Origin of the sequence: Salinimicrobium sediminis (genome assembly GCF_900215295.1) — a bacterium.
GTDB classification, from domain to species: domain Bacteria; phylum Bacteroidota; class Bacteroidia; order Flavobacteriales; family Flavobacteriaceae; genus Salinimicrobium; species Salinimicrobium sediminis.
In genome coordinates this window covers 529,787-554,537 of the sequence record NZ_OCMF01000002.1, presented here as the reverse complement: position 1 = coordinate 554,537, position 24,751 = coordinate 529,787, and the positions used below count along the sequence as shown (strand labels likewise).

Genomic DNA, 24,751 nt, shown 5'->3' with positions numbered 1-24,751 from the left:
ACTTAGGGAAGAATTTTTTCAAGCAACTATGACCTCAAGAAAACCCGGATTAAATACCATTTGTACGCACGTGGGAGAGCTAAAGGACGAACAATTTCGCGGCGCCGTCTCCCCACTTTATATGTCTACCTCCTACGCTTATGAAGATGTGGAGGTAAAGCGTTACCCACGATATTTTAACACGCCCAACCAACGGGCCCTGGCGCAAAAAATGGCAGCCCTGGAACATGGAGACGCTGCTCTTATCTTTGGAAGCGGAATGGCCGCAGTAAGCACTTCGCTGCTGGCTTTTTTACATAAAGGGGATCATGTGGTGCTTCAGAAGACGCTTTACGGCGGCACCAGCAACCTGGTGACCGAAGAATTTGAAAAATTTGGGATCGATTTTTCTTTTACCAAAGATCTTTCCGCAGCGGCTTTTGAAAAGGAGATAAAAGAGAACACCAAAGTCATTTATATAGAGACCCCGTCAAATCCTTTGCTTACTGTCACAGATATTCAGGCGGTGGCAGATCTCGCGAAGAACCATGGGCTGGTGAGTATGATCGATAACACTTTTGCCTCGCCGGTGAACCAGAATCCGATTGACTTTGGGATCGATGTGGTGATACATTCGGCCACGAAATATATGGGCGGGCACAGCGATATTCTTGCTGGAGCTGTTATTTCTTCGGAAGAGAAGATCGACAGGATCTTTCAGTTGGCTAAAAATTTCGGCGGAAGCCTTAGTGATTACACAGTATGGCTACTCGAAAGAAGTATTAAGACCATGGGAATTCGGGTGAGGGCGCAGAATGAGAATGCGCAGAAGCTGGCAGAATTCCTTGAGCAAAACGAATTTGTAAGCAAGGTGTTTTACCCCGGATTGCCTTCCCACGAGGATCATGAGCTTGCTAAAAAACAAATGAAAGGTTTTGGGGGGATGCTGAGTTTTGAGCTGAAGGATCTCGATTCAACAACCTTTATGAAATATTTGAAGCTTATTAAACCTTCCATGAGCCTGGCCGGGGTAGAATCAACAATTCTTTCCCCCACCAAGACCTCTCACGCACTTTTAACTGCCGAAGAGCGGGAAGAGCAGGGGATAGGGGATCAATTGATGAGGTTTTCTGTAGGTATTGAAGAAGCCGAAGATCTTATTGCAGATATCGAGCAGGCCCTGGAGGAGACTCGGAAGGATATGCTTGATGTTCGTTTATAAAGGCAAGAACCAGGATTTTTTAGTGTTCAGTGTTCAGTGTTCAGTGGTCTGGGGTCGGTGAGCAGTTTATTGAGTTCAGAAATAAAAATATGTGTGTATTCGTGGCCATAAAAGCGAAACCATAAAGACAAGAAGAGTAAAAATGAAAATAGATATACTTGCTATCGGGGCTCATCCCGATGATGTGGAATTAAGTTGTTCGGCTACTCTGGCCAAAGAGATTTCACGCGGAAAGAAAGTCGGGATCCTCGATCTTACCAGGGGAGAACTCGGCACCCGCGGCACAGCAGAAATAAGAGATCAGGAGGCACAAGATGCCGCAAAGATATTGGGAGTGGCTTTTAGAGAAAATCTTGAATTCAGCGACGGATTCTTTGTCAACAATGTCGCTCACCAACTTGAGATCATTAAGATCCTGAGAAAATACAGGCCCGAGATCGTGTTGTGTAACGCCATTGAGGACCGACACATTGACCATGGCAAAGGGGCGCAACTGGTAAATGATGCCTGTTTTTTAAGCGGCCTTAGAAAGATCGAAACCATATTAGACGGCAATTCCCAACACGCCTGGCGCCCGAAAAATGTTTTCCACTACATCCAGTGGAGAAATCTTAAACCGGACGTGGTGGTGGATGTCACCGGGTTTATGGACAAAAAGCTGGAATCTGTAAAGGCCTACAGGTCGCAATTCTTTGATGAAAACAGCAAGGAACCCGACACTCCTATTTCCAGCAGTAATTTTTTTGACAGTATTAGCTACAGGGCAAGGGATCTGGGACGACTCATAAATACTGAATATGCAGAAGGTTACAACGTGAGCCGCCATGTGGCAGTAGATTCCCTGTTTGATTTGATATAAAAAAGCGATTTTTTTCTTTTGTAAAAGAAAGGATTTGTACTACATTTGCGTCCGATTAAAATGGTGGTTGTAGCTCAGCTGGTTAGAGCGCCTGATTGTGGTTCAGGAGGTCGCCGGTTCGAACCCGGTCTTCCACCCGTTTTAAAAGCTCCTTGTGAAAACGAGGAGCTTTTTTTTTGATAGATGTGATCTATTTTATAATTGAAGACCGGGTGAGAAGCCCGTCCTGAGTCCCGAGGCTTCGGGATCGAAGGGAACCCGGTCTTCCACCCGTTTTAAAAGCTCCTTGTGAAAACGAGGAGGTTTTTTTTTTGGATAGTATTTTTAAATAGTTCACGGCACGGATTACAAATCCGCGCCAACAGGAAAGGTGAACCAATGCTAAAATTTTGGACTCAACCCTGTCAGAGGTTGGGAAAACCCTGACAGCGGTTTCAACTGCTTTACAAGGAAGCAACTTAATTAAATCACTCCGCGGTAGCTCTTTATTCCCGGAGTGGATTTTCTATAAATATACCGCTCCCCCGGAGCTGCCAATTTTTCCAAAATTAGAATTGAATTGTCCCCTCCTACGGAGGGGTGGCCGCAGGTCGGGGTGGGGTATGATCTGCCGGATTTGTAGTTACTCATACGGTCCGAGTCCGACGCCAGCTTTTTAATGAGGCATTTGGAGTAAACCCTGTCAGGGCATAAAGCCGCTGACAGGTGGGAGAGTAGTTCACGGCACGGATTACAAATCCGCGCCAACACAAATGATAAACCTATGCCAAATTTGATCAACCCTGTCAGAGGTTGAAAACCCTGACAGCGATTTTAACTGCTTCACAAGAAAACAACTTCATTATGTCACTCCGCGGTAACTCTTTATTCCCGGAGTGGATTTTTTATAAATGTTTCCGCAGCTGTTATCTTATTAAAATATAAATTGGACGGGCCCCCTTCGAAGGAGGGGTGGCCGCTAAAAATAAAAAACCTCACAGTCTAAAAGACCTATGAGGTTTGATGGTAGTACTTCTAAAGATCAGTAACTATTCTGATGCTTCGGTTAAAGTAGGTTTATCAACGAAAGGTCTTTCATCACGGTTTGCAACTTCCCAGGCTGTTAAGAAGATCAGCTTTGCTCTTTTTGCCAGCAGATCATATTCGATCTTGTCCGGTGTATCTGTAGGCTGGTGGTAATCCTCATGTACCCCGTTGAAATAAAAGATAATTGGAATATCATTTTTGGCGAAATGGTAATGATCGCTTCTGTAGTAAAACCTGTTAGGATCATTCTCATCGTTAAAAGTGTAATCCAGGTTCATGTTCATATATTTCGCATTCACTTCCTCGCTTAATTCATGAAGCTCCGTACTTAGTTTATCACTTCCAATAAGATAAACGTAATCTCCGGCATTCTCCATTCCTTCTCCAATACGTCCTATCATATCGATGTTGAGGTTGGTAACCGTATTAGCCAGTGGAAAGACAGGGTTTTCAGAGTAAAATTTAGAGCCGACAAGACCTTTTTCCTCCCCCGTGACGTTAAGGAACAGGATGGAACGTTTTGGAGTGAATCCGTCCTCCTGAGCCTTTTTAAAAGCTTCAGCAATTTCCAGGATAGCAACAGTTCCCGAGCCATCATCATCGGCCCCGTTATAAATATTGCCTTCATCGTCAACACCTACGTGATCATAGTGAGAAGAGATCACAAGAACCTCTTCGGGCATGCTGTTGCCTTTGATATAAGCCAGCACATTTTCTGTATCTTTTATCTCTCCTCTGGTGAAATAACTTCCCGGAATTTCCTGGTAATAATCATCCCCGCCCAAAGGAGATGGGATATTGAGTTTTTTATACTCTTTTTTAAGGTATTCGGCAGCCATTTTTTGTCCGGGTTCTCCCGTATTCCTGCCCTGGAACTCATCACTTGCAAAGGTATAAAGGTGCTCTTTAAGATCTCCGGAAGTTATGGTATTGGCATACTCCATTGGATTAGCATCGGCAATGTCACGCGGCTGCTGAGCTTTACATGCTCCAAGGCTAACCGCAAGAGAAAATAGAATTACTTTTTTCATTTTTTATTTTAGGGTTTAAATAAGAACAGGCAAGATAACAGATTTTAGCAAAAATGAAAGCTTTCAATTGCTCGGTGATATCAGGTTAAAACTGAAGAAAAAAACCCGGTGCATTGAATAGAATGAGGTGATTTTGTCGTATTTTTAAAGGACCCGAGAGAAATGCCTAATAATAAATGACATGAAAAATGACGTACCTGTTTCCGAAATAATGACAAAAAACATCCATAGAGTTTCTTTGTCTGATGATCTTGCTACTGCTGAATCTTTAATGAAAAAAAATCATATTAGACATTTGCCCGTAGTTGAGAATGATCATATTGTGGGAATGCTGAGTCTGAACGATTTGCTTCGGATCTCCTTTGCGGATGCACTGAATTCAAATGATGAGGAAGTAGAGACTACAGTTTACGATATGTTCTCTGTTGAACAGGTCATGACAGCCAAGGTGCAGCACATCAATTCTCAAACCACAGTCACAGAAGCCGCCCGTCTATTTCTAAAAAGCGAATTTCACGCTTTGCCTGTAGTAGATGACAACTGTCTAACCGGGATAGTTACCACAACAGATATCATCAAATATTTTCTTCAAAAGGAACAGGGGGACTAAAAAAGTGAGAAGTGTACTGTAGGGGGATACGCTTCTCACTTATGGAGCCATATTACAGGCTAATGCTTTGAAGCTCAAGATAGAATATTTTGTCTTACAAATTTACATGGGTAAAGTTGATTTAACCTGTATTTAACAGATGTTGTAAGAATCTTCACGCTTACCTTTTCCTACAATTCTTAAAGGAAAACTTCTTTTTTAAAATTTCGAGAAACTTGTTTTATATTCCAAAAAGGTTTTTATATTTGCACCCGCATTCAGCAAATAGCTGATGAGGCACTCAGGAGAAATGGCAGAGTGGTCGAATGCGGCAGTCTTGAAAACTGTTGAGGGTCACACCTCCGGGGGTTCGAATCCCTCTTTCTCCGCAAACTTTAAATGCTTCCCGGAAATGGGAAGCATTTTGTTTTTAAGGAAGGTTCAAACGGAGTTTGAAAACCTGGATTAAAAAGAAAATGTTTACAGGCGCAGCCTGAAGCATTTAAAGATGCAAGGTTCCCCTCCCGGGGATCAACGCAGTTAATCCCTCTGCTTCTTAATAAAACTATGGGAGCAGGGCGTGGTTTTCTTTGCAGGCTCCCCTCCCTGGATCATCTTCAGGTAATCCAATTTTCTCTACTGCTAACCAATATTGTAGCGACCTATTTTCTTTTATGACCGCAGGCTGTGTATTTATAGCTAACTCCATTTCACATGGAATAATAAAAGACTGCGGGAACATAACTACAAAAAAAACCACTAACTAATGGCTAGTGGTTTTTGCAGACAATTCACCGATCTCAAGACCGAATTGATTGTTTAAAAATTAAGGAAATAAGAATCAAACTTATCCCGGAAACTTATTAATACCCTACATATAATTAATTATCCGCAGAACTATTCTAACTCTAATTCTTAATTTTTTGTAAATATATATCTAAAAAGAAAACCATATAATTCCATTTAGCGAACGTATGGATTTTATAAGTAATCGTTAAACCTGTAGTCTAAGTTCAACCGTTGTACCCTTATTTTTAGTGGAAGTAATGGAAATGGCTTCATCAATATTATATCCCAAAAGAATTAAACGCTCTTTTACCAAGGAAACACCTCTGGAGGTATGAAGTTTATTAGAAGTTCCGGGAGTGAAACCCACCCCGTTATCTTCAATCTTACATTGTAAGACGTTTTCCTGAAGCCTCTTGAATGTAATCTTTAAAGTTGGATCCTTCACTCCCGGAGGGAAGGCATGAACAAATACATTTTCCACAAATGTCTGTAATAGCATGGTGGGAATTTGGATTTCATAAACGTCAATAGCAGGATCTATATCCATCTCCACCTTTAGGGCATTATTAAACCGGGTATTTTCCACCCTGATATAAGACTGCAGGTACTCAATTTCTTCGATTAAAAGGATCCTGGGCTTTGTACAGTGATCCAGATTTAACCTTATCAATCTTGCAAAATCTCCCAGGAAAACAGTGGCATTATCTATATCGCTTTCCATGATATAGTATTGAATGGAATTCATGGCATTAAAAATAAAGTGCGGATTCATTTGTGCCAGTAATGCTTCCATTTTTGTTTCTTCAAACCGTTTTTGGATGAGTCTTTTTTGTTCTTCAAATTTGCGGCTTTGCAGGATCTGGAATCTATAGATGCCGTACACCATTAAAATTCCCAAAGTCATGATCAATAAAAGGAACCACCAGGTTTTCCAAAAAGGAGGAAGTATGGAAAGAGTCAGAAGCTGCTGAGAATAACTTAACCCGGTACTTTTGTCCAATACTTTTACTTCTACCTCATAATCATCAGCCGGTAAAAAAGGCAGGAAAATTTCTGGTTTTACAGAGGGGAGGCTCCAGTCGTCTCCGGAATTCAACCGATACCGGTATCTCAATTTATGCGGAAAGGGATGTGCATTGGTGTTGAATTTCAATAAGATAGTATTTTGATCATGGTCCAGATTGATCTCGTCTTTGTTTCGCACCGAACCCAAAGAAAATTTACTGTTGTTGATGAAGATCTCTTTTAGGTTGATATGATCTATTAAGGCTTCTGAATGAATTACATCCTGCAGGTCAATATTATAATATCCGCTGTTACTTCCAATATATAGCCTGTCTTTATCAACTTCTGCAGATAATAATGGTTGTTTCAATCCCTGTTCCTGATCCAAAAATATGGTTCGGTCATTTGCATACAGGGTAAGACCTTTTTCTGTCCCAATGATCAGGATCTCCCTGTAATCTTTTAGAAAGGAAATAGTGTTTCCCTCAATTTCGGCCCGCGGAATTTTTTTTAGAATCTGGAATTGTGCCCTGTCATCTTTTATAATAAACACATCCCCAAACTCAGATGACACTGCAATATTTTCTCCCAAGGAGGTAATATGTCTTAACTGTTGTTCCTTCCAAATGCCATCATGTAGATAAGATATAAACCTGTCGTTATCCCAAAGAAAAAGGCCGGAAAAGACCGAAACGAAGTACGTTTTTTCAGCCTTACGTAAACTATTCACTACCATAGTTGGAGTAGTGGGCACTTGCGGGCTAAAGTAAGTATAGGTGAAAGCATCCAGGTCCTTATAAACCCGTACGCCACCATAGGGATGGGTTTCAATAAGATCTCCTTTTGGAGTAAAATTGATCTCTTCTGAATGCAGGGGCAAATAGCGATGCAATTCGGCCGCTTCATTTATAACATAGATCCCGATATTCGTATTCACCCAATAAAGTTCTCCGGAGACCTTGATGTCATAAATTTTGATGTCTCCGGCCTTTGTGGAATGGTCAAGTTCATAAAAATTATCTTTGTGTTTAGGCAAGGGAAGTCTGGTATTCAGAACATAATTTCTCTGCCAGGTCTTTAATTTTGCCAGGCTTATGTTTTGCTCTGTTCCATCATTTTTTATAACAATACCATCGTTAAATACAAAAGCCAAAGTATTTTCTGTTTCTGCAAAACTTAAAAGACTTTTTCCCTCGAATTCTTTGAACTTGATCTGAGGATCTAATGCAACTTCAAACAAACCGGCATCTTTGGTGCCTACATATAATCTTTCAAAGTTGGGGTCATAAGCCAGGGAGGTCACTTCCTTGCTTGAAATATCAAATTCTGAAGCCCTGGAATTCATCTGCCTGTCCTGCAGTTCATAGATCCCGCCATTGGGGTCATAGATACCCCAGGCTGCTGCAAAAATTCTATCATCATTCGTTTTTACATGATCCCAAATAATAGAGGTCCCTGATTTTTTTGCTGAAGTAGGATTTTTTCCAAGATAATCCACCAGCGGACTTTTAGTAAAAAAACCTTTGTTGCTGCTGTAGATACTGTCGTTGTGGACAAAAACGGAATAAACGAATTTATGGTCATTCACTTTGACCAGCCTGCTATTATTTTCCTTGTTCAGAATTTTATAGATTCCTGATCTGTAAGTGAACACATAGATTTCATTTCTGAATTTAAAAAAATCTGAAATCCTGAAAAGTTCATTACTGGATGGATGGTCTAAAGTTTGGACTTCAAAAGTATTTATATCGATAACTGAAATTCCGTCACTGGTCCCCACGTACATCTTATTTTCATAAGGCGACAGCGTCGTGATTTCATTATGAACCAACCCTTGTTCTTCAGAAATAACTTTAAAATTGTATCCATCATAGATGCTTACACCTTTACCGTAGCTCCCAAACCATAAATTTTTGTTCTTATCTTCGGCAATAGCCCAGCAGCTGTTAAGGGCAAGACCATCTTCTTCAAAAAGATAATTGAATTCATCGTTTTCTTTTTTAACCACTCCATTTTCAGTCCCTATCCATAAGATGTTATTGCTGTCTACCAGCAGAGACCTTACGGCGTTATTGGGTAATTCATTGGCTGCTGAATAATGTTTAACGGGATAATTTTGGGAAAAAGCCCAGTTAAAGAACAAACAGAGGAGGAAGGAAAGCCTAATTGTTTTGTAAAATGGCATTGATAAACTCCTCTTCTTTACGAAAAGAAACAGGAAGCTTCTCTCCATTGGTTAATTCTACTTCCTTATTGGTTTTGTGGTATCTCACCACATAGTTTAGATTAATAACAAAGGTTTTATGTATCCTGATAAAGGCATTTGAGGGAAGGATTTCCTCCACATACTTTAAGGTTTTGGTCGCCATTTTTGTATGACCGCTTATCTGTTTGATACAACAATAATTACTTTCGGCTTTGCAGTACAAAATTTGATTGGAGTGCAGGAGTTCGAAGCCTTCAACTGTTGGAAAAGCGATCTTACTCACCTGTTGATCGTTAACATTAAGATTTTCGAGCAGAAGAGTCAATTTTTTTTGAGCAAAGTTCCCTTTGTTCCTGGTGTCAAACTTTTTTATCGCTTCAGCCAATTCCAGGCTGTTTACGGGTTTAAGTAAATAGTCCAGAGCACTGCGTTTAATGGCCTTGATCGCAAATTGATTGAAGGCGGTAATGAAGATCACCTCAAAATTGATCACATCAAAATATTTGAACAATTCAAAGCCATTTTTCTCGGGCATCTGGATATCCAAAAAAACCAGTTCGGGTTCATATTTCTTGATCGCATGCACACCGGAATCTACCGAATTGCATTTTTCTACCACATTGAATTTATTAGGAAAACACCTTTCCAGTGTCTTTTCCAATAGATTCTGGGCATTTACTTCATCGTCAATGATTACCGCTTTTACCATTCGTTAAAACTACAATTTTATGACAAATTTATGATCTCTTTAGCCCCAAAGAAACTTAATTAATTTCGGTATGATATTCGTATATTATTAGTTAGAAAAACAATTCAATGGTGATAGTTGATTGTTTTCAAGGGCGTTGCAATTATGTGATGCCCTTTTTGTTTTTTCCGGTTTAATTTCCTGCCGTGATAAATAACCCGGTCCGGAATTCACTTTGTTATACCGTACTTCTTATACCTCCTTATCAATTTTATAAGCCCCTGCATGGAAATTGTTTCCGCGTTATGTACGTAATCCCAATTCTTGTCTCCCGTACTTTTGGTCACTTTTGCTGTTCCCGTGACGCTGCTTTCAGAAATGATCTCCCGCGTATTCAGGTTGTAGATCTTTATTTTGATGCCTGCTTCATTTGTTTTTACAGTACTGCCCATTGCAGGAGTGTGAGCAAAAGATCCCATCTCATTTTTGATCATGTTGGACTCCACGTTGATAAGAAAATCTTTTCCTGTCGCAGCTTTTATACCTGCCAGTTCTTCTGCGGAAGGATCAAAAGCGAGCCGCACGGGGAGCAGATCTTCTGTTTTTACTTCTTTCACCGGGATCAGGGAGTCATCAAGGATCTTTTTAAATTCCCTGTAAGCGATCTTGTTGATACGCTCCTCATTATAATTGGTATAGGGCCGGTTAAGGATCCATTCTCCCGTGGTGAAATCTACCATTCTTCCTCTTTCAAAATGGTAATGATATTTGGTATTGCCGCAGGAGGTGAAAAGAAGAACTAAGACTAAGAGGGTGAAAAATGGCAATTTCTTCATGGATTCTAAATAAGATGCTGCAAAAGTTTTATGGTTTTGGTTGTATATCAAATAAAATTTTTATTCCAGGATTAGTTTTTTCATTTCTGTGGAAGCAAAGGTGTAATCCTCCGTTTTGTAACTTTTGACAAGTTTGATAGGAACATTGTTGATGCGGCCGTTCAATTCCTTCATAGGCATATTTTCTAAGGTAACATATTTGTCCCGCCACCAATCCCAGTTTGCGAGGCTGTGATTCTGAAATCCGAGAGTGCTGCGGTCATTATCGGTAGGTCGAAAGATGAGACGGCCTGTAAGGGATTTGATATGGTCATAAGTGGATATGATGCCATCGTAGACCAATTGACTGTAGAATGCATTTTTGAATATTTCACCGATACTGCTTAGATCGGAAGCTCTTATATTGCTAAGGATGACATTATATTTTGTCTTTTTGTTAGTGAAGAGCAGGCATTTCTTGCGGTCCACATAGAAAAGAGTGGCATTCCAGTCCCCCAGGAGACTATGAGATCTATCGTGAGGGTCCTCATCGGTCCTTATCAGCTTTTTTACAAACTTCTCCAGTTTTTTGGTGGTGTAAATATTTGTTTCCATAAATGGTGAGAGCAAATTATAACTTCTTTTGGAAAGCTCCGGAATTCCCGGTCCTAACCTTTATTCTTTACCATTTTTCTATTGGAAGAAATTAGATGCTTTCCAAGGTTATAGGCGTAAAGGACTGCAACTAAAAAATGGATACCGCTAATCCAGTATTCCTCTCTTGAAAAATAGTTGATGCCGCCTATAACTCCAAAGGCTATCCATAACAGGTTTTTCACTGTTTCACTTCTAATGAATTTCTTCATTCAATATTAATTAGGTATCTCTTTTTCTTGTTATTATGACGGAATGCATCTCCCTTTCTGTGTCTGACGTTTTGTAAGGAACCTCAAAACTTTTAAGTTCCTCAAAACCCGTTTCGGCAAGTTGTTTCCTTATCTTTTCTGCGGAATGATAATAGAAATAAACCCTGTCTCCGGGAGTTCCGGTTTTGAATCCCGACTGCTTTGGATCGCCTGCTACAAAACTAAGATACAGCACCCCGCTTTCATGAAGAAGATTATGGCAGTCAAAAATGAATTTTTTGGCATCTGCTTCAGATAAGTAGGGTAGACCAAATCCGCAGATGATACCGTCGTATTTCGTTTGGAATTGATCAATAGAGCGAAGGTCCACTACGGAAAATTTTGCAGCCGGATTGTTTTTCGTTGCCAGGGCTACCATGTTGGGAGCTACATCAATTCCGAAGATTTTAAAACCGGGATGTTTGGATAGAAGATACCTGCTAATATTCCCGGGGCCGCAACCTGCATCTAAGATAAAAGGCTTTTCCTTTTTAATTGCGTCACTTAAAAAGTCATAGGTATGATCATACAGGTCAAGATCCATGAACTTTTCCTCATATAAAGCAGCGATCTTATTCCAGGTCCTTAAAGTTTCGATATAGCTATTCAAAATATGATCGTGTTTTTCAATTCCGGGAGAGGGTGATGAGATTATTTTTCAGAAGCTGCAGCGCTATTCCGTAGGTTTAAAATCGGAATTATTAATAGTCAGATTATAATTTGTCAGTTCAGAAGTATTGGTGGCGGGAATAATGACAGTGTACCGCTCATATTGGTTGGGAGCGATCTTTCTTCCGAAAGCAACTTCGGTATCGCTGTTCTTATCTGCATAGATCAATCTTTCAACTGTCCCACTACCGGTAGTGATATCTTCCAGATCCTGATAATGACGAAGATTCAAAGAAACCGGAAGATGCTCAATGTCTTTCACTTCAATGACAAGGTTCACTGGATAAAAATGTAATAGATCCAGGTCTAAACTTAGACTCTTCCCAATATATGGTATTTCAAAGACACTTTGATGATAATCCCAGATATTAGGTTTTGTTTCCACTACAAATTTGTAATAATCTCCCCGTCCTGAAGTTTTAAATTTCAAATAAAATTCCCCGTATTGATCTGTGTAGGTTGAATCGATCCACTGGATAAACTCCCGGTTAGTATAAATGCCTGAACGATGAACTTTATATTCAGCAACTTTGAGTTTGAGATTTTCGAAAGGAATTTCATTCTGCTTGTCGTAGATAGTTCCCTCGATAGTGGTTTCAACGCCTTCTTCTATAGGGTCGCCATCACAGCTTAAAAAAATACCGGCCAATAGGATAAAGCAAATTTTCCTCATTTTCCTGTTTTAAAGTTAATTTACGGAATGTCGATCATGTCGATAGTGCATTAAATCCTTCCGGTTAGAGCAAATTGGCGAAGTAGGGAGAGCCGGTTGCTGCTTCTCGTGGGTTTTTAAAGATAGTCAAAAAATAAAATTTCATTTTAGTGAAAATTCCGGGTATCCTTTGATCCTTAAAATTTTACTTTTCTAAAACAAGGTTAAACTGTCCATTTCTCATTTTATAATCCCGGGGTGGCTGTTCTTCTCCCACAGCGCCTGTTCCAATTCCAAGATTTCCGGTAAATGTTCCTTTAATAACAGAGTCAATTCGTGTTATTGATGATCTTGAGGAATAGTACTCATTTACATAACGATTAGAGCCGTAATTGTAAAGATCTCCCCGCCAGTCACTGTTATATTCCAGAAAATGATAGATCTGTTTCTCCAGATCGGGGTATGTGCCTGCATCTATTTCTCTTTCTGGAGTAACAAAAAACCAGATCAATATATTCTCTGAATTTTGATCACCAGTACTTTTTCCTGAAATCGATAGTTTCACCGCATTCCGCCCAAAAGACCAGGGAATAGTATCTATGACTGCTCTTGTATCCACATTGAAGGTTTCTGTTTTTCCATTTATTTCTACAGCTATACTACCTATTGGAACGCTGACTTTTGAAGCATCAGGATCATCGTCATCCTTTGAGCAACTAATGAAGCTGATCACGATGATCACTAATATCCTGATATTTTTCATAACTGGCGGGATTTAGAATACCTGTCCATGTTTCAGATTACCAGAGTGGAGGTGTAAGGGATCAACCGGTTAGGGTAAGCAGGATTTTAAAGGTAGTAAAAAATGCGATTTTTGAAAAGCTGTTATCTTTTGTAAAAAATGTAGTCGGTGACTATGGGCGCAATGCCCTGTTGCCGAAGCTCATAAATGATCTGCCCTCTGTGGTGGGTGGTGTGATTGGCAATATGGAAGAGAATTTCTTTTACTGAATTCTGATATTCTTCGCCACCTGAATTTCGGTATTTTACCGGCTGCTCCAGTTCATACATCCCGAGAATTTTCAGGGTTTTTGAAAAATTTTCCCGGTCCAGTTGCCTGCATTCCATCAGCGGGTGCACCTGGTGAACTCCCAGAGGTTCTTCACACATAATTCTGGAATTCCAGATCTGCTGCGCATTGAGGAGATGAGAGAACAGTGGGATCGCCCTTTCTCCCAATTTCCCTTCATTCCGGATCAATTGGTCGGCCAGTTTTTGGTTGAAATGGTGATGGTATTCAAAAATGTCTTTAAAGAAGGCTTTCATTCCTGATTCATAGATTAAAATTTTCAGATTCTATTTTAAGGTGGAGAATCCCCCATCCACCTTTAAAATTTGTCCGGTGATCCATGAAGATTTTGGAGATAGGAGGAAGGCTGCGGCTGTGGCAATGTCGAGAGGACTTCCAATTCTTTTCATGGGATTTAGCTTTGACTGGGCCTCCACTTTTTCGGGAGTTCCCAGTAATTTTCCGGCCAGCGGAGTATCAGTAAGGGAAGGGGCGATGGCATTTACCCGGATGTTTGGCGCAAATTCGGCAGCCAATGCTCTTGTTAAGCCCTCAATTGCGCCTTTGGAAGCAGCAACCTGGGAATGAAAATTAAAACCGGTTTGTACCGCGACCGTAGAAAATAATACTATCGAAGCTTCGTCTGCTTTTTTAAGTGCGGGTAAAAGTTGTTGGATCAATTTTGTTGCTCCCAGCACCTGTAGCCTGTAATCTTCCAGGAAATCCTCTTCTTTAAAGCGATGAAAGGGTTTTAGATTAATACTTCCGGGGCAATATACAAAACCATGAAGGGCTTCCGGAAAATCACTTTGATCAAGAGTATCATTAAGAACATCAAACTTTTGAAATGTCAGGTTTTCAAATGTTTCTTCGGGAGATGTGTGGTGGTAGGTAGCAAAGATCCTGTCTCCCTGCTCCGCCAAAATCCTGACCAATTCTTTGCCGATTCCAGAAGATCCTCCTATAACAACATAATTTCTCATTTGGAATTTTTTAATGCAATGTGTTTATGGTTTCCGGTTGCCTGCTAACCTGTTTCTTTAAAGGTAGTCAAAAAAGGGATTTTTGGCTTGCGCATTTTGGAGCAGATCTATTCTTTCAGTTGGCCAGACAGGCTCATATTGTCCGCCATACCTTCTTCTGAAACCACTTTGTTGTTTTTAATCCTTAGAAAGATACTCCTTGTACCTATACTTTTTTGCTAACGGCTTTGATTCCGTTGCGGCTTAGGGGACATAAATTATCAGTAAAAAACTTTATATAAAAGGTATTCAAAAATGCCCTTTTAGAGAGGTATTCCCCAATTTGTGCTATTAGGCAATCGTATTTTAATAATATCTTATTTCTCGTTTAAAAACCGCTGATAGTTTTCCTCTCCAACCGATATGTCTCTTCTCAATCCAATTGTTTCTATTATCATAGATATATTCATATCTGTTGATGGACTTTTTGTCATCTGAGAAATTCCCAATTATCATTGTGATTACATTTCCGTTTTTATCGTATTCAAATTCATTATAAAAGGCATTGTCGTATTTAGTCCAGATCACGATTTCCCTGAACATATTATTAGTTGTCGTATCGTTATAGGTGGATATCCTCAAATCCTGCACAAATTCTTTTTCGGCATAATCCTCCATACGAATCAACCTATTGAATTTATCGTAAACAAATAACTTTTTAGTTTGATAAGAACTGTCAGAATTAGCGTGATTTAAATATTCAAATTTTCCTTCCTGCCTGTATATATAATACAGAACATCATAAGTTTTGTCCAGTTGTTGAACGTTAATAACAGAATCTCCTTTGTATTCATAATTCCAAATAATTGTGTCTTTTGAGTACTGGTGAGAAATTCTCTTTTCCTGCAAGATTCGTTTATTTTGATCGTATTTATAGTTCCAGACTGCTCCTGAAATTAATGAATCATTTTTTTTCCTTAATTCTGTTCTGGTATTTAAGTAGCCTTTTTGATCAAATACAAGTTTATAATTGTGAGGTGCAAGAAAGTCATACAATTCAAGTGTGTAAATCGAATCATTGGAATATCTGGGTTCGTATTCTTTGTGAATAATTTCCAATACCGAATCTTTAAGTCCATAACGTTCTAAATCTGTTGAATTTAAACGTTCGCGCATCTGTGAAATTCCCAATATTGGAATAAGAAGTAATATTAAACAGGTTTGTTTCATATGTTTGACTAGGTCCTGAAGAACGCATGTGGGATTTAGGAGCTCAAACTTTTCAACTTGACGCTAATTTGATTAGTATTTAAAAACGGCGGTATTGACAGGTATTTCTCGATCTGTGTTATTTTGTTGTTACACGTATTACTTTCTCAGGTTTTCTATAAAGGCGCCAACTTGTCTTTCGGAATAATGCCCGTTATATTGAAAATAATCACCATTCTTATTCACCACTAATACTCCGAAACAAGATCTTTTTCGATTAAAGAAATTATTTAACAGGAGATCATTTTTGTCGTCAAAAAAATTAAGGTCATCCAATTTGTTTTTCACCTTTTCTCCGTTTGCCAATACTTGAATATTTAAAGTGTTGGCTGTATTAATGTCGGAGTAAAAATCTTTCCACCACTTTTTACCCTTTGAAGTGATTGTATTGTTATCAAAGTGGCAACTGGAAATCGGTTGTTTATAATTTATTATCAGGATTTCTTCGTCCTGCCAGTGATAATACTGTTTGATCAAATTCAGATGTTGGGAATCTACCTTACCTGCGAAATTGGCATTAACTGCTTGTTCTTTTAAATTATTGGCCTCTACGTTATCCACAACTTTTGTTGATGAACAGGATATGGTTAGAATTCCTAATAATGTTTGTAGTATTATTTTTTTCATAGGTTTTACAACGGTCTCGGTTATCGCCAGTTGGCGGAGTAGGGGACGCGGAGTTGTCGGTTTAGTATTGGTTTGTTGGTCAAGTTAATTATTTTCTTTCTAAGCCAGCCGGCTATTGGCGAATAACCGTTGTTACCTGCTGGCCGCAACATTAATTAATTCTTTTAGCAGCTCATAATTATTCTCTTCTAACAAATTTATATTTCCAGATGTTGCACTTTTAATAACAATATTTGTTTTAGCTAATGTGTCGATCATAGGTATAATTTGTGAACTATAACTATTAAAAAATCTAACTAAATCAGCTTTACAACAAGGAATTTTATAGCCGCTTTGAGAACTTAAAATCAATATTTTATTCTCTCGTAGATTTGAAATAATTTCTTTGCTGAAAATTCTTTTATTGATGTGCGAATCTCGGACTTTAATTCTATCAATAATTTCATCTGAAAATATGTATTCGTGAGGATCAATTTTGAATCTATAAATTAAATAATTTAAGCAAATCAGTTGATTCTTAATTTCTACCTCTGGACGATCTTGATTAGCGTGAATAAATTCATTGATTCTAAAAAATATAAAATCAACCAATTCTTGGTTATATTTTTCATCTTCATCATCTATTTGCCGAAATAATTTTGGTGGTTTTTCCGGCCATTCTCTTAAATGTAGTATATGTGTTTTTAAAATTTGAGGAATTTCCTTACTTCTAAACTCAACCTTTCCAGGCTCATAACATTTTGCGATGCTTCCTGTAATAAAATCCGCTAATTGTATTAATGGTTCGTCTTTACTATCAGAAAATTGGAACTCAGGACCTCTAAATAATTCAGTCTGTTTATGGTTTTTTTCGACATAATCTATAAACCCATCTATAAACTTATCGGAGCCGTGATTATCTGCTACTAATTTTAAATAAGGGTAATAATCGTACAATTCGTGATCTAATAATCCATTTACGTATTTGTAAAAACTATCTCTAAACTGTAGACCACTATCCTCAAAAATTTTTCTTTTGTCTACAATGACACTATAAATTCTAAAATCAAGCTTAGAAACATCTTTGAGAAAATTGATTCTTTTATCGATATCTCTAAATGTTTTGGAGTTCGATTTTATTTCAGGTGCTTGTGTGTGACGACGAGCTATTTTAATAAATTCCTCGCGAACTTGATTAACGGAATCTTCATCAATAATTACTGCACTTACTATGAAAAAGGTTGTTACACCTCCTTTTTTGAAGTGTATACTTTTATCACCAGATTCATCTATATATCCTATTTTTTTACTCAAAATTTTCTTTGTAGGCTTGCAGGTAACCCATTATATCACAACTTTTTTTATCCTGAAGCTTTAAATGATTTTTAAGTACTGAAACCTGGAATAAGGCCATGAATTGTGGGGGAAATTGGAAGTTGGTTTTGAACAGACAGAAACTTGTAGGGATTTGTTTCTGCCCTTACCCGTTAACAAGTTTTTAAAAGTAGGAAAATTTTTGAATTTCTCTGAGGAAACTGCAAAAATTTTTGAACAGGCAAAGAGCGCCTGATCCTTTATAAATTGATCTGTTATTTATTTCCCGAAAAGGAGTGGCTAAAAAGGGAAAAAAAGTAAAGGTTCCGGTTAAAATTTGTAATTTAATGGTTTCGGGCTTTCCCCGAAAATCCTCACCGCTAACCACATAAAGACAAACATTATGGATTACAAGATCGCCTCCTTAAAAAAGCTCCGGGAAAAAGGAGTCAATGTGGAAAGATTACCTTTTTCGATCCGCATTCTGCTGGAAAATGCACTGCGCAACCATGACGGCTTTGGGATTACAGATGAACATCTGGACACGCTTTCTCAATGGAATGCGGCAGGGACAGATAAAGAGATTCCCTTCAAACCTGCCCGGGTGCTCATGCAGGATTTTACAGGTGTACCTTCGGTAGTCGATATCGCCTCTTTACGTTCAGAAGTGATCAGGAAAGGAGGGGATGGCACAAAGATCAATCCTGTGATCCCTGTAGACCTTGTGATAGATCACTCCGTACAGGTAGATTACTTCGGCACAAATTATTCCGAAGCCAAGAACGTGGAGCGCGAGTATGAGCGCAACAGGGAACGTTATAAGCTGCTGAAGTGGGGGCAAAAAGGCATGAACAATTTTACTGTGGTGCCTCCCGGAATGGGAATTTGCCACCAGGTAAACCTGGAATATCTGGCGCAGGGTGTGATCCAAAGAGATGGCTGGGTCTTCCCCGATAGTCTTGTGGGACTTGACTCCCACACCCCCATGGTAAACGGAATCGGCGTATTGGGCTGGGGGGTAGGCGGAATTGAAGCCGAAGCTGCCATGCTGGGTCAGCCGGTTTACTTCACCTGTCCGCAGGTAGTGGGACTAAAGCTCACAGGCCGGATCCCCGAAGGTTGTACCGCGACAGATATGGTACTTACTATCACCAGGCTGTTGCGCGATGTGGGAGTAGTGGGCAAATTTGTGGAGGTCTTTGGCGATGGGCTGGATCATCTTACTGTGACAGATAGGGCCACGATCTCAAATATGTCGCCGGAATTTGGCTGTACGGTCACTTATTTCCCCATTGACGACCAAACCCTGGAATACATGAAGAAGACCAACAGGTCTGCCGAGCAAATAGGGCTGGTAAAGGAGTATTGTGAAGACAACCTGTTGTGGCGCACCGGGAATGAGCAGATAGAATATTCAGAAATAGCCGAACTGGATCTCGGCAGTTTGCGGCCAACGGTTTCGGGTCCCAAAAGACCACAGGATAAGATCTTTGTAGAGGACCTGGCTAATAAATTTCAGGAGCTGCTAAAAGAGGAATTTGAGAGGCATTATATTCCGTTGGAAGAGCGGCAGGAGCATAGATGGCTGGCAGAAGGCGGCTCTCAAACCCAGTTTACCGATAATGAGGAACACGCCTCTCCGGAGGTGACCGTAGAAAATGAGAAAAAATTAAGGTCTGTAAGGATCAAATATAAGAATGCTGAATACCATTTAAGTGATGGGAATATTGTGATCGCAGCCATTACCAGCTGCACCAATACCTCCAATCCTGCCGTGATGATTGGGGCTGGCCTGGTGGCGAGAAAAGCACTTTCCCGTGGCCTGCGCACCAAATCCTGGGTAAAGACCAGCCTGGCGCCGGGGTCAAAAGTGGTGACTACCTATCTGGATCGCTCGGGACTTTCTGAAGATCTTGATGCCCTACGCTTCCATACTGTTGGCTACGGCTGTACTTCCTGTATTGGGAACAGCGGCCCCTTGCCCAAACATATTGCCGATGCCGTAGATGAAAATGAACTGGTGGTAGCATCTGTGCTTTCCGGAAACCGGAATTTTGAAGCCCGGGTACATCCACAGGTGAAGATGAATTTCCTTATGTCTCCCATGCTGGTAGTGGCTTATGCCCTGGTGGGACGGGTGGATATAGATCTCATCAATGATCCCCTGGGGTATGATCCCAATGGATTACCGGTGTATTTAAAAGACATTTGGCCCACCCAGGAGGAGATCAACGAAACTATTAAAAACAGTATGCGGGTGGAAGATTTCAAGCAGGTATATGACGTGATCTTTGACGGGGAAGAGCAGTGGCAGAAGCTCTCTACTGCGGAAGGAAAGGAATACATCTGGGAAGATGATTCTACCTATATCAAAGAAGTACCTTTCTTCAAAGACCTTTCTGAAACTCCTAAAGATCCTGAAGATATTAAAGATGCCAGGGTACTACTGTTTCTCGGCGATTCTGTGACTACAGATCATATTTCGCCGGCAGGTGCCTTTGGAGAGAATTCGGCAGCAGGAAAATACCTCAAGAGCAAAGGTGTGGAGCCTAAGGATTTTAACTCCTATGGCTCGCGGCGCGGCAACCATGAGGTGATGATGCGTGGTACTTTTGCCAATGTTAGGATCAAGAACAGGATCACTCAAAAGGAGGGAGGTTATTCCACCTATTTCCCTACCAATGAAACCATGACGGTATATGATGCTGCCATGAAGTATGCCGAAGACAGGACGCCGCTTATTGTGATCGCCGGAAAAGAGTACGGCAGCGGCTCTTCCCGGGACTGGGCAGCCAAGGGTACGAATCTCCTCGGAATAAAAGCAGTACTTGCCGAAAGCTTTGAGCGTATTCACCGCAGCAATTTGATGCAAATGGGCGTACTGCCGCTGGAATTCATGAACGGGCAAACTTCTGAAAGCCTCGGAATTAAAGGGGATGAAAAATTCAATTTTTCAGGAATCTCAGATGATCTGCATCCCGGTAAGATCATTAAAGTTTCAGCAGAAAAGGAGAATGGTGAAAAAATAGAATTTGAGGCTAAGTCAAGACTGGATTCCGAGATCGAAATTGCCTATTATACTAACGGAGGGATCCTACAGTATATCCTGCGGCAATTCCTGAAGGATATGAATTGAGATGAACTGGGAAATCAATTTACAACAGGCTGTCTAAAAGTTAATTTTCGTCAAGCTGAACTGGTTTCAGCTTCTAATTAGATCCTGATCTAAATTAGTATGGATCCTGAAATAAATTCAGGATGACGTTTTACCGGCTTTTTCGACAGCCTGTTTTTTGGAAAAAAACTCAGGATTTAGCAGGGGAATTTGGAAAGATCACTTTATCGGGATGTTGTTTCAGTTTTTTCATGATGTGGGTGAACAGCAGGGATTTAGTAGGACCCAGGTTCTTTGGCTCCACCAGGAATCTCACAACAACCTCTATCCAGGTATTGTTATGAGCACTGAAGATCACAGAGGGTTTTTCCTTGATCTCCAGCTCCTGGACCATGGAATCTTCCAGGATCTTCTTTAGCCGGGTCACCCTTCTCAACATTGCTTCTCCTACTTCTTTCTCGGCAATCTCCGTAACGGTGAGCGAGATAAAATCAAAGTCGCTGGTGTAGGAAACATAGAATTTCACTTCGCTCCATATGAACGGAAATAGTGGCCAGGAGTAATTCACCACGTATTCACTAAAGATCTTGGAATTGGAAAACCTGATGATCTTCCCGCTGGGATGATCGCCGGATAGATAGTCCCCTCCAAACTCCCACAGCGTAGTGTCAAAATAACCCACGTTCATCACGTCTCCGTAAACATTCCCGATCTTGATCCTGTCTCCAACTTCATAGGGTTTCCGGATAAGCAGGTAGATCCACCCGAATAAACTGGTAAGCGGATTTTGCAGAGCTAAACCAAGGATAAGAGAAACCACTCCAAAGGAGACCATGGTTGCGTACCAGTTGGAGAAGATAAGGGAGACAGCGATAAGAAAAATGAGAAGGAAAGTCAGCAGGTTGATCAGGCTTTTAAAGTTGTATTCACTGGCCCGGTCATTGATCTTCCGCATGAGGATCTGTTTTAGAAGCCGGTTTAGAAACAAAACAAAGGCGATCATCATCGCACCAAAAACAAGTTTTTGACCTAGCGGAATATAACTTTCTGAAACAGGAATGATTCGGTACTCCAACAGGTAATACAGCAGCCCGCCTATTAAAAACACTACGATGGTATAACCTATAAGCAACAGGATGTTTTTCCTGCCCGAAGGAGAAACACCTTCTTTGGCAAGGTCTGTTTCGGTAAGGGCTTTCTTTACCTTCTCCTCCTTCAGTATATTTTTGATAGCTTCTTCTTCAGACTCTTTTTTGACATCCATTGTTGCTCTTGCTTGGTTTATTTAAACTTTACCCTTCAGTAACATAGAAGTTTGCCAGACTTCATCATAGAAATATACAAAATCTTACCGGAGGATCTTTCCAGAAGAGGCAATAGACCATCGGTATCGGTTATCGAAAAATTGTAAAAAAGGGTTAAGATCTTATGGAGCAGCAGCAGCTTATCATATATTTCTTACATTCATAAGTAAATTAGGAACGATTGGATAAAAGAGGAGTCGCTGATACGGCCAAGGAATACAGTCGGGGCATCATTGGAGGCCTGCTATTTAGCCTGCCATTGCTCTATACCATGGAGGTATGGTGGACGGGTTTTATAGCTTCCCCGTTAAAACTGGCAGGATTTGTACTCTTTACCTTTTTACTCCTGCTGGGTTATAATAAACACGCGGGAGTGAGAAAGGATATTTCTACTGCAGATCTTTTCAGAGAATCGATGGAAGAAATAGGCCTGTCCTTTGTGGTTACCTTTCTGTTTTTATTACTGATCAATAAAGTCGGCTTTACTATGTCTTTTAGAGAAATAGCAGGTAAGGTCATCGTGGAAGCCATGATCGTTGCCATAGGTATTTCTGTTGGTACGGCCCAGCTGGGGGAAGACGATAGGGTAGGTAACGGAAAGAAGAAGGACGAAGGCAGTACAATACAAATGTTGGTTTTAGCTCTGTGTGGCGGAGTTTTAGTATCATCTTCTGTTGCCCCTACAGATGAGATCCTCATCATTGCGATAGCGAGTACGCCTATTCACCTCCTACTTATGGTGCTGCTCTCTCTGGTGCTGTGTGCGTTGATCCTTGGATATATAGATTTCCGGAATACCTCCCTGGAGGAGAAACCTAACCTGCAACATACCTTGTTACTGGTGGTCATGAGCTACTTTTCTGCCCTTCTGGTATCATTCATCATGCTCTGGTTCTTTGGCAGGGTGACGGGTAATAGTGCAGAGATCATTATTGCGCAGGTCATTGTATTAGCCGTACCGGCAGCCCTGGGTGCATCGGCAGGAAGATTAATTATTGGAAAATAGAAAGTATGACAAATAAAGAAGAAAGGAACATCCTCGAAACGATCACCTTTTACAGTGGAATTCTAATCCTCATTATTCTTTTAAGCTATCTCGGCTTCCGGATCTTTCAGAATGATAGCAACCCTCCTGAACTCCTCGTTAGCCTTACAAAAGACCCCAATTCCGCAGGTAATAAATATAAAGTGGAGATCGAGAACATGGGACAGAAAACTGCGGAAGCTGCAAAAATAAGTTTTGAGCTTTACTATAAAGGGAAGGTTGCAGGCAAGGCAGAGCTGGAGATCGACTTTGTGCCTCAACGTTCCAAAGAAATTGGATTTATAGTATTTCCCGGTCAACAATTTCCGGGGGATTCGGTAGTAATTAATTCCATAAGCTATATTCAGCCATAGGAAAGAATTTCAGGAAAAATTTAATCTTCTGTTTCCTTTCCGAATAGAAACCCGAGAGGATTGAGTGGATCAATATTTTGAAAAACAATGGTCACTATAGCCATTACCGGAATTGACAAAACCATTCCCATTAATCCCCACACGGCGCCCCCCAGAATCACAAAAATAATAACGAAAAAAGGATGAAGCCCTACCTTGTCTCCCACGATGTACGGCTGCAGGATATAGCTTTCCAGGAATTGAGATACGGTGAAAGTAATGATGATGCCCCACAGCACATTGAGATCTCCCGAAGTCAAATATCCAAAAGCCATCGCCATAGCCAGCCCGATTATATTCCCTATCCAGGGAATTAGGGTCAAAAGAGAAGCAATGATCCCTATCAATATATAATTCTCTACTCCCGATAATCCTAAGCCTATGGAATATAAAACGGCCAGAATGGACATGAGGATCAACCTTCCCAAAAGATAATCCTGTACCACTTCTGCAGATTTTTCGAGGATCCTTTTTATATGATGTTTTTTTCTATCCGGAAAAAGCCTTAGCAGGAACTGCTTGTAATGCTTTCTGTAATTAAGGATAAAGAAGATATAAATAAAGGTAAGCAGGTAAACCCCCAGGAAATTCATTGCCTGCCTTAAAAAGGAAAGCGCACGGGCTCCTTCATTAAGGGGTTTGTCCAGGAATGGAATGGAACCTTCAGGATAGTTGGCTTCCAGAGATTCCTTGCTCATAGGAGTATGTTCAAAAAGAAAGGTCTTGAATTCCTCCACTTCGGGCGCCATGGTTCTTTTTATTTCCGGCCAGTCATCTACAAAACTTTTGATCTGCAGGGAGCAGAGGGCGAAAAAGAAAAGGGAAAAAATAAAAATAAGTAGAGTACTTACGAAGGAGGAAAAGCTCCGGCCAATGATCCTGCCTTCCATTTTGCGGGAAAGCGGAAGGACGATAAGCGCAAGAATTACAGCGGTCACCAGGGGAGCCAAAAAGGATTGGCCGGCTGCTATGCCTTTTATAAAAAAATAAGATCCCACTATGAGAATAAATACTGAAAAGGCTCTGGATTGACTTTTTTTCATTTGCTGCAATAATTGTTAATTGGTATGCCGGTACGTAAAATACGGGAAAATTAGAATTTTAGAGAAAAATGTTATTTTCTCCGGAATGAAGGTTGGGAATAATTTTAAGTGCACCCGCCTCATGACTTTATTTTCAACTTAACATTTCTCCTTCCTTAAATCTGTAACTTTCGAAAAATATTCTTTTACCGCAGTTA

22 protein-coding genes and 2 tRNA genes are annotated in these 24,751 nt (G+C 40.3%); 8 read left to right on the top strand and 16 right to left on the bottom strand.

Annotated elements, in window-relative coordinates; genetic code table 11:
- Positions 1-28 precede the first annotated feature (28 nt).
- The 3 genes from CRO16_RS10230 (at position 29) to CRO16_RS10220 (ending at position 2,198) form a co-directional block, all read left to right on the top strand.
- Positions 29-1,201 (top strand): trans-sulfuration enzyme family protein, encoded by a 1,173-nt coding sequence (locus tag CRO16_RS10230; RefSeq protein WP_097056277.1) that lies wholly within the window; start codon positions 29-31, stop codon positions 1,199-1,201.
- A 142-nt stretch (positions 1,202-1,343) separates the two neighbouring features.
- Positions 1,344-2,060, top strand: coding sequence for a bacillithiol biosynthesis deacetylase BshB1 (gene bshB1, locus CRO16_RS10225; protein ID WP_097056276.1), 717 nt, complete (start codon positions 1,344-1,346; stop codon positions 2,058-2,060).
- Positions 2,061-2,122: 62 nt separating this feature from the next.
- Positions 2,123-2,198 (top strand) — tRNA-His (locus CRO16_RS10220).
- Positions 2,199-3,088: 890 nt separating this feature from the next.
- Here the strand turns inward: CRO16_RS10220 and CRO16_RS10215 are convergent.
- Positions 3,089-4,117, bottom strand: coding sequence for a M28 family metallopeptidase (locus tag CRO16_RS10215; protein ID WP_097056275.1), 1,029 nt, complete (start codon positions 4,115-4,117; stop codon positions 3,089-3,091).
- 181 nt (positions 4,118-4,298) lie between these two features.
- On the opposite strand from CRO16_RS10215, the gene CRO16_RS10210 reads away from it, so the two are divergent.
- Both CRO16_RS10210 and CRO16_RS10205 read left to right on the top strand, forming a co-directional pair.
- On the top strand, positions 4,299-4,727 hold the full coding sequence (locus CRO16_RS10210) for a CBS domain-containing protein (protein ID WP_097056274.1): 429 nt from the start codon (positions 4,299-4,301) through the stop codon (positions 4,725-4,727).
- A 283-nt stretch (positions 4,728-5,010) separates the two neighbouring features.
- Positions 5,011-5,095, top strand: a tRNA-Ser gene (locus CRO16_RS10205).
- Between the two features lie 605 nt (positions 5,096-5,700).
- Here the strand turns inward: CRO16_RS10205 and CRO16_RS10200 are convergent.
- The 13 genes from CRO16_RS10200 to CRO16_RS10140 all read right to left on the bottom strand — a co-directional run bounded on the left by CRO16_RS10200 (position 5,701) and on the right by CRO16_RS10140 (position 17,655).
- Complete coding sequence (locus CRO16_RS10200; protein WP_097056273.1) at positions 5,701-8,685, bottom strand: sensor histidine kinase; 2,985 nt, start codon at positions 8,683-8,685, stop codon at positions 5,701-5,703.
- Positions 8,663-9,415: a LytR/AlgR family response regulator transcription factor gene (locus tag CRO16_RS10195; protein ID WP_097056272.1), complete on the bottom strand. Its 753-nt coding sequence runs from the start codon at positions 9,413-9,415 to the stop codon at positions 8,663-8,665. Before CRO16_RS10195 ends, CRO16_RS10200 begins: the two co-directional genes overlap by 23 nt.
- Positions 9,416-9,624: 209 nt before the next feature.
- Positions 9,625-10,281: a hypothetical protein gene (locus CRO16_RS10190; RefSeq protein WP_143544506.1), complete on the bottom strand. Its 657-nt coding sequence runs from the start codon at positions 10,279-10,281 to the stop codon at positions 9,625-9,627.
- A 9-nt stretch (positions 10,282-10,290) separates the two neighbouring features.
- Positions 10,291-10,824, bottom strand: a complete 534-nt coding sequence (locus CRO16_RS10185) for a DUF6933 domain-containing protein (protein WP_097056270.1) — start codon at positions 10,822-10,824, stop codon at positions 10,291-10,293.
- A gap of 53 nt (positions 10,825-10,877) precedes the next feature.
- Positions 10,878-11,075, bottom strand: coding sequence for a hypothetical protein (locus tag CRO16_RS10180; protein WP_097056269.1), 198 nt, complete (start codon positions 11,073-11,075; stop codon positions 10,878-10,880).
- A gap of 10 nt (positions 11,076-11,085) precedes the next feature.
- Positions 11,086-11,724, bottom strand: a complete 639-nt coding sequence (locus CRO16_RS10175) for a class I SAM-dependent DNA methyltransferase (protein WP_097056268.1) — start codon at positions 11,722-11,724, stop codon at positions 11,086-11,088.
- A gap of 63 nt (positions 11,725-11,787) precedes the next feature.
- Positions 11,788-12,456 (bottom strand): peptidase associated/transthyretin-like domain-containing protein, encoded by a 669-nt coding sequence (locus CRO16_RS10170; RefSeq protein ID WP_097056267.1) that lies wholly within the window; start codon positions 12,454-12,456, stop codon positions 11,788-11,790.
- A 184-nt stretch (positions 12,457-12,640) separates the two neighbouring features.
- Positions 12,641-13,198 carry a hypothetical protein gene (locus tag CRO16_RS10165; RefSeq protein ID WP_097056266.1) on the bottom strand — a complete coding sequence of 186 codons (558 nt, stop codon included), beginning with the start codon at positions 13,196-13,198 and terminating at the stop codon, positions 12,641-12,643.
- A gap of 122 nt (positions 13,199-13,320) precedes the next feature.
- Entirely contained in the window at positions 13,321-13,761 is a 441-nt protein-coding gene (locus tag CRO16_RS10160; RefSeq protein ID WP_097056265.1) for a DinB family protein, read from the bottom strand.
- Positions 13,762-13,791: 30 nt separating this feature from the next.
- Positions 13,792-14,487: an SDR family NAD(P)-dependent oxidoreductase gene (locus CRO16_RS10155; RefSeq protein WP_097056264.1), complete on the bottom strand. Its 696-nt coding sequence runs from the start codon at positions 14,485-14,487 to the stop codon at positions 13,792-13,794.
- Between the two features lie 345 nt (positions 14,488-14,832).
- Positions 14,833-15,696, bottom strand: a complete 864-nt coding sequence (locus tag CRO16_RS10150) for a hypothetical protein (RefSeq protein WP_143544504.1) — start codon at positions 15,694-15,696, stop codon at positions 14,833-14,835.
- Between the two features lie 138 nt (positions 15,697-15,834).
- Positions 15,835-16,362, bottom strand: a complete 528-nt coding sequence (locus CRO16_RS10145; protein ID WP_143544502.1) for a hypothetical protein — start codon at positions 16,360-16,362, stop codon at positions 15,835-15,837.
- 132 nt (positions 16,363-16,494) lie between these two features.
- Entirely contained in the window at positions 16,495-17,655 is a 1,161-nt protein-coding gene (locus tag CRO16_RS10140; protein ID WP_179670524.1) for a DUF3800 domain-containing protein, read from the bottom strand.
- A gap of 388 nt (positions 17,656-18,043) precedes the next feature.
- Between CRO16_RS10140 and acnA the strand changes: the two genes are divergently transcribed.
- The gene (gene acnA, locus CRO16_RS10135) at positions 18,044-20,791 is read left to right on the top strand and encodes an aconitate hydratase AcnA (RefSeq protein ID WP_262507448.1); all 2,748 of its coding nucleotides are present in this window, start codon (positions 18,044-18,046) and stop codon (positions 20,789-20,791) included.
- 169 nt (positions 20,792-20,960) lie between these two features.
- Here the strand turns inward: acnA and CRO16_RS10130 are convergent, their stop codons facing one another.
- Positions 20,961-22,034, bottom strand: a complete 1,074-nt coding sequence (locus tag CRO16_RS10130; protein WP_097056259.1) for a mechanosensitive ion channel family protein — start codon at positions 22,032-22,034, stop codon at positions 20,961-20,963.
- A 221-nt stretch (positions 22,035-22,255) separates the two neighbouring features.
- Between CRO16_RS10130 and CRO16_RS10125 the strand changes: the two genes are divergently transcribed.
- Together CRO16_RS10125 and CRO16_RS10120 are read left to right on the top strand one after the other, a co-directional pair.
- Entirely contained in the window at positions 22,256-23,080 is an 825-nt protein-coding gene (locus CRO16_RS10125; RefSeq protein ID WP_097056258.1) for a TIGR02587 family membrane protein, read from the top strand.
- Between the two features lie 5 nt (positions 23,081-23,085).
- Positions 23,086-23,472: a hypothetical protein gene (locus CRO16_RS10120; RefSeq protein WP_097056257.1), complete on the top strand. Its 387-nt coding sequence runs from the start codon at positions 23,086-23,088 to the stop codon at positions 23,470-23,472.
- Positions 23,473-23,492: 20 nt separating this feature from the next.
- Here CRO16_RS10120 and CRO16_RS10115 read toward each other — a convergent pair whose 3' ends face one another.
- On the bottom strand, positions 23,493-24,554 hold the full coding sequence (locus CRO16_RS10115; protein ID WP_097056256.1) for an AI-2E family transporter: 1,062 nt from the start codon (positions 24,552-24,554) through the stop codon (positions 23,493-23,495).
- Positions 24,555-24,751: the final 197 nt, after the last annotated feature.

Coding starts and splice junctions, on each gene's coding strand:
- CRO16_RS10165 (WP_097056266.1), bottom strand. CDS start 13,198: ATGAAAAATATCAGGATATTAGTGATCATCGTGATCAGCTTCATTAGT.
- CRO16_RS10195 (WP_097056272.1), bottom strand. CDS start 9,415: ATGGTAAAAGCGGTAATCATTGACGATGAAGTAAATGCCCAGAATCTA.
- CRO16_RS10180 (WP_097056269.1), bottom strand. CDS start 11,075: ATGAAGAAATTCATTAGAAGTGAAACAGTGAAAAACCTGTTATGGATA.
- CRO16_RS10185 (WP_097056270.1), bottom strand. CDS start 10,824: ATGGAAACAAATATTTACACCACCAAAAAACTGGAGAAGTTTGTAAAA.
- CRO16_RS10150 (WP_143544504.1), bottom strand. CDS start 15,696: ATGAAACAAACCTGTTTAATATTACTTCTTATTCCAATATTGGGAATT.
- CRO16_RS10230 (WP_097056277.1), top strand. CDS start 29: ATGACCTCAAGAAAACCCGGATTAAATACCATTTGTACGCACGTGGGA.
- CRO16_RS10170 (WP_097056267.1), bottom strand. CDS start 12,456: ATGAGGAAAATTTGCTTTATCCTATTGGCCGGTATTTTTTTAAGCTGT.
- CRO16_RS10120 (WP_097056257.1), top strand. CDS start 23,086: ATGACAAATAAAGAAGAAAGGAACATCCTCGAAACGATCACCTTTTAC.
- CRO16_RS10210 (WP_097056274.1), top strand. CDS start 4,299: ATGAAAAATGACGTACCTGTTTCCGAAATAATGACAAAAAACATCCAT.
- CRO16_RS10145 (WP_143544502.1), bottom strand. CDS start 16,362: ATGAAAAAAATAATACTACAAACATTATTAGGAATTCTAACCATATCC.
- CRO16_RS10215 (WP_097056275.1), bottom strand. CDS start 4,117: ATGAAAAAAGTAATTCTATTTTCTCTTGCGGTTAGCCTTGGAGCATGT.
- CRO16_RS10115 (WP_097056256.1), bottom strand. CDS start 24,554: ATGAAAAAAAGTCAATCCAGAGCCTTTTCAGTATTTATTCTCATAGTG.
- CRO16_RS10200 (WP_097056273.1), bottom strand. CDS start 8,685: ATGCCATTTTACAAAACAATTAGGCTTTCCTTCCTCCTCTGTTTGTTC.
- CRO16_RS10155 (WP_097056264.1), bottom strand. CDS start 14,487: ATGAGAAATTATGTTGTTATAGGAGGATCTTCTGGAATCGGCAAAGAA.
- CRO16_RS10130 (WP_097056259.1), bottom strand. CDS start 22,034: ATGGATGTCAAAAAAGAGTCTGAAGAAGAAGCTATCAAAAATATACTG.
- bshB1 (WP_097056276.1), top strand. CDS start 1,344: ATGAAAATAGATATACTTGCTATCGGGGCTCATCCCGATGATGTGGAA.
- CRO16_RS10160 (WP_097056265.1), bottom strand. CDS start 13,761: ATGAAAGCCTTCTTTAAAGACATTTTTGAATACCATCACCATTTCAAC.